We start from the raw sequence: 2,728 nt of genomic DNA on the forward strand, positions 1-2,728 counted from the left end.
CGAGGGCGCCGACCTGCTCGGCCACCTGCCGCAGGACCGCCTCCCCGGCGGAGCCGGGCACCACGGGGCGCCCGCCCGACGGCGGCCGGGGTGTTCCCGCCCCCGTCTCCGTGAGGGCCCTGGCGAGGGTCGACGCGCAGTGCGCGCGCCCGATGCCGCTGTCGCGCAGTACCTTGTCCAGCGCGTCCAGGAGCCCCGGATCGGCGCCGTCCGCGAGGGCGACCGCCAGTTCGGCCCACCGCGCCTTCGTCCCGGTGCCGTGCAGGGACTCGGCGCCGACGGCGTCGACGCTCAGCTCGGCGAGGTCCCTGCCGCCGGGTCCGACGAGCCGGTGTACGCGCCGGGTGGCCCGGACCCGTACGACCGGCCGCAGCGAGGCGCCCCGGGTGCGGGAGCGGGCCAGGTCGCGCAGGGTGTCCGGCACGGTGTCGGAGAGCGGGGCGCGGATCTCCTCCCGGCCGGTCCCGGGCAGCGGCAGTCCGAGGTGCCAGCCGGCGTCGGCCTCGCCCGCTCCGCGCCACAGCGCGGCCGAGGCGCCGGCCAGCCGCAGGTCGTCCGTGTCGTAGTACACGGCGTCCCGTTCCCGGGTGCCCTCGTCCACGACCGCCGCGATCCCGGCCACGCGGGTGAGGTCGGGCAGCCATGCCGCGCCGTCGGCGGAGGGGGCGTCGTAGGTCCGTTCTGTGTCCTGTGTCGACTCGGTCATGTACTGCGCGTACACGCCTGAGCGGCGGGCAAACCCGGCCGTCCGGGATTCCCGGCGCGGGGGCGGCGGTGGCGTTCAACTCCAAAAGCCGGGACAAGATCCTTGCCGGATGTCTTGTCAAAGGTTGAACGGAGTCCTAGATTCCGCCCATGCCGAGGGAGCGAGGAATCGTTTCCCTTCCCCCCATGTCATCGAGCAATGGAGCCGCGATGTCGTCGGTACTCGTCAGACCCGGACGCCTGATAGCGGTCGCCCTGGCGACGCTCTCCCTCCTCCTCCTGGGACATCCCCGCGCCGAGGCCGCGTCCTGGGGAGCCCCCCAGACCGTCAACTCCTGGAACACCGTCAACGCGCGCTGGACCGCCAACAACGAGCTGGAGACCTACACCCCCGCCTGCGTCTGGTACGAGGGCAGCACCCTCGTCATCAAGACCTACCGGTCGGGCGGCACCTACTACTCGGGCCGGGTGGAGTCGAAGGCGCTCTACGGCTACGGCACCTACAGCTTCACCGCGAACCTGCCCAGCGGCCGGGGCCTCCTGCCGGCGGTCTGGGCGGCCTACCTGAACCCGTGGCTGCCGGAGTTCGACGCCGCCGAGATCGTCGGCCAGAACCCGAACACCGTCTACCAGACGTCCCACGACGTGAACAACGCCCAGACCCAGTTCTCGAAGACGAACTCCTCGGGCTGGACCAACGCGTTCCACCGGTACTCGTTCACCTGGTGGCCCGACCACATCGACTTCGCCGTGGACGGCACCATCACCGGCACCAAGTGGTACACCACCCCCCGGGGCGTGGGGATGCGCTTCATCGTCAACACCGCGGTGGGCGGCGACTGGCCGGGCAACCCCGACGAGTCGACCTGGGCCACGGCGGACGGCGCGCGGTACCTGCGGGTCTCCTCGATCACGTACACCCCGTACACGCCCTGACTCTCGCGGGTTTCACGTGCGCCCCCGCCGGGCGAGGGGCGCACGTGGCCGAGCAGGTCAGGCGCCGGTCGCGACGGCCTTGCCCGCGACCGGGGCCGGCGCGGGGAGGCGCAGGCTCTTGAGGGCCACCGTCAGCAGGACGGTGATCACGACGCCGCCGGCGAGCGCGAGGAGGAATTGGAGGGGCCGGCCGGTGTCGCCGAGGCCGAAGGCGCCGCCGTACGGGCTCCTGCTGGTCGGGCCGAGGATCATGACGAGGGCGCCGGTCACCGCGCCGCCCGCCATGGACGCCGGGATCACGCGCAGCGGGTCGGCGAGGGCGAAGGGCACCGCGCCCTCGGGCAGGAACGCCGCCCCGAGCAGCCAGCCCGCCTTCGCGTAGCTCCGCTCCTCGTCGCCGAACAGGCCGCGCCGCACCAGCGTGGCCAGCGGCAGGGCGAGGGCGGGGACCATGCCGGCCGCGATGACGGCGGCCATCATCGTCATGTTGAGGGTGCTGAACCGCGCCGGGTCGCCGCCGCTCAGCTCCACCGCGCCGTAACCGATGGCCGTCCGGGTGATCATCCCGCCGAGGTCGGCGCAGGCCATCGCGCCGAGGATCAGGCCGGTGGCGACGGTGTTCTCGAACTGGAGGTAGGCCAGTTCGCCGTGCAGCCGGCCGCTCAGGGAGTTGAGCAGTTCCCCGACGACCCCGAGGACCAGGAACGCGGTGACCACGGTCGTCACCAGGGGGAACAGCCATGCCGAGGCGGCGCCGCGCCACCGGGCGGGAACCGGGACGCGCCCGAGCGCGAGGGTGACGAAACCGGCGCACACCCCGGCGGCCAGCCCGGCGAGGACCCCTGCCTGCACACCGGCGGCGGTCAGTCCGCCCACAGCCGCCGGCACCACCGCGGGCCGTCCGGCCAGGCTGTGGGCGACGAGTCCGGCGACCGCCACGGGGAGGAAGACCAGCGCGGTGAGACCGGTCTTGAGGAGCAGCGCCGCCCAGGTGTCCAGCCGGCTCCAGTCGCCGGTGAACAGGAGCTGGGAGGCGCTGTCCGACAGGTGCAGGCCGCCGACGGCGAGCGCGAGGACGACCATGACG

3 protein-coding genes are annotated in these 2,728 nt (G+C 73.4%); 1 reads left to right on the top strand and 2 read right to left on the bottom strand.

What is annotated here, in order from left to right; all coding sequences use genetic code 11:
- Positions 1-706: CYTH domain-containing protein (locus AOK24_RS38890; RefSeq protein WP_159052144.1), on the bottom strand; the 706-nt coding region annotated here is incomplete at its 3' end.
- Positions 707-915: 209 nt separating this feature from the next.
- Here AOK24_RS38890 and AOK24_RS38895 point away from each other — a divergent pair.
- Entirely contained in the window at positions 916-1,641 is a 726-nt protein-coding gene (locus AOK24_RS38895) for a glycoside hydrolase family 16 protein (protein WP_055724648.1), read from the top strand.
- A 57-nt stretch (positions 1,642-1,698) separates the two neighbouring features.
- On the opposite strand, the gene AOK24_RS38900 is transcribed toward AOK24_RS38895, so the two are convergent.
- Positions 1,699-2,728: fructose-specific PTS transporter subunit EIIC (locus AOK24_RS38900; protein WP_079057220.1), on the bottom strand; the 1,030-nt coding region annotated here is incomplete at its 5' end.

The organism is Streptomyces niveiscabiei (assembly GCF_001419795.1).
GTDB classification, from domain to species: domain Bacteria; phylum Actinomycetota; class Actinomycetes; order Streptomycetales; family Streptomycetaceae; genus Streptomyces; species Streptomyces niveiscabiei.

What these genes read in the sequence shown, in the direction of transcription:
- AOK24_RS38895 (WP_055724648.1), top strand. Translation starts at nt 916, where the DNA reads ATGTCGTCGGTACTCGTCAGACCCGGACGCCTGATAGCGGTCGCCCTG.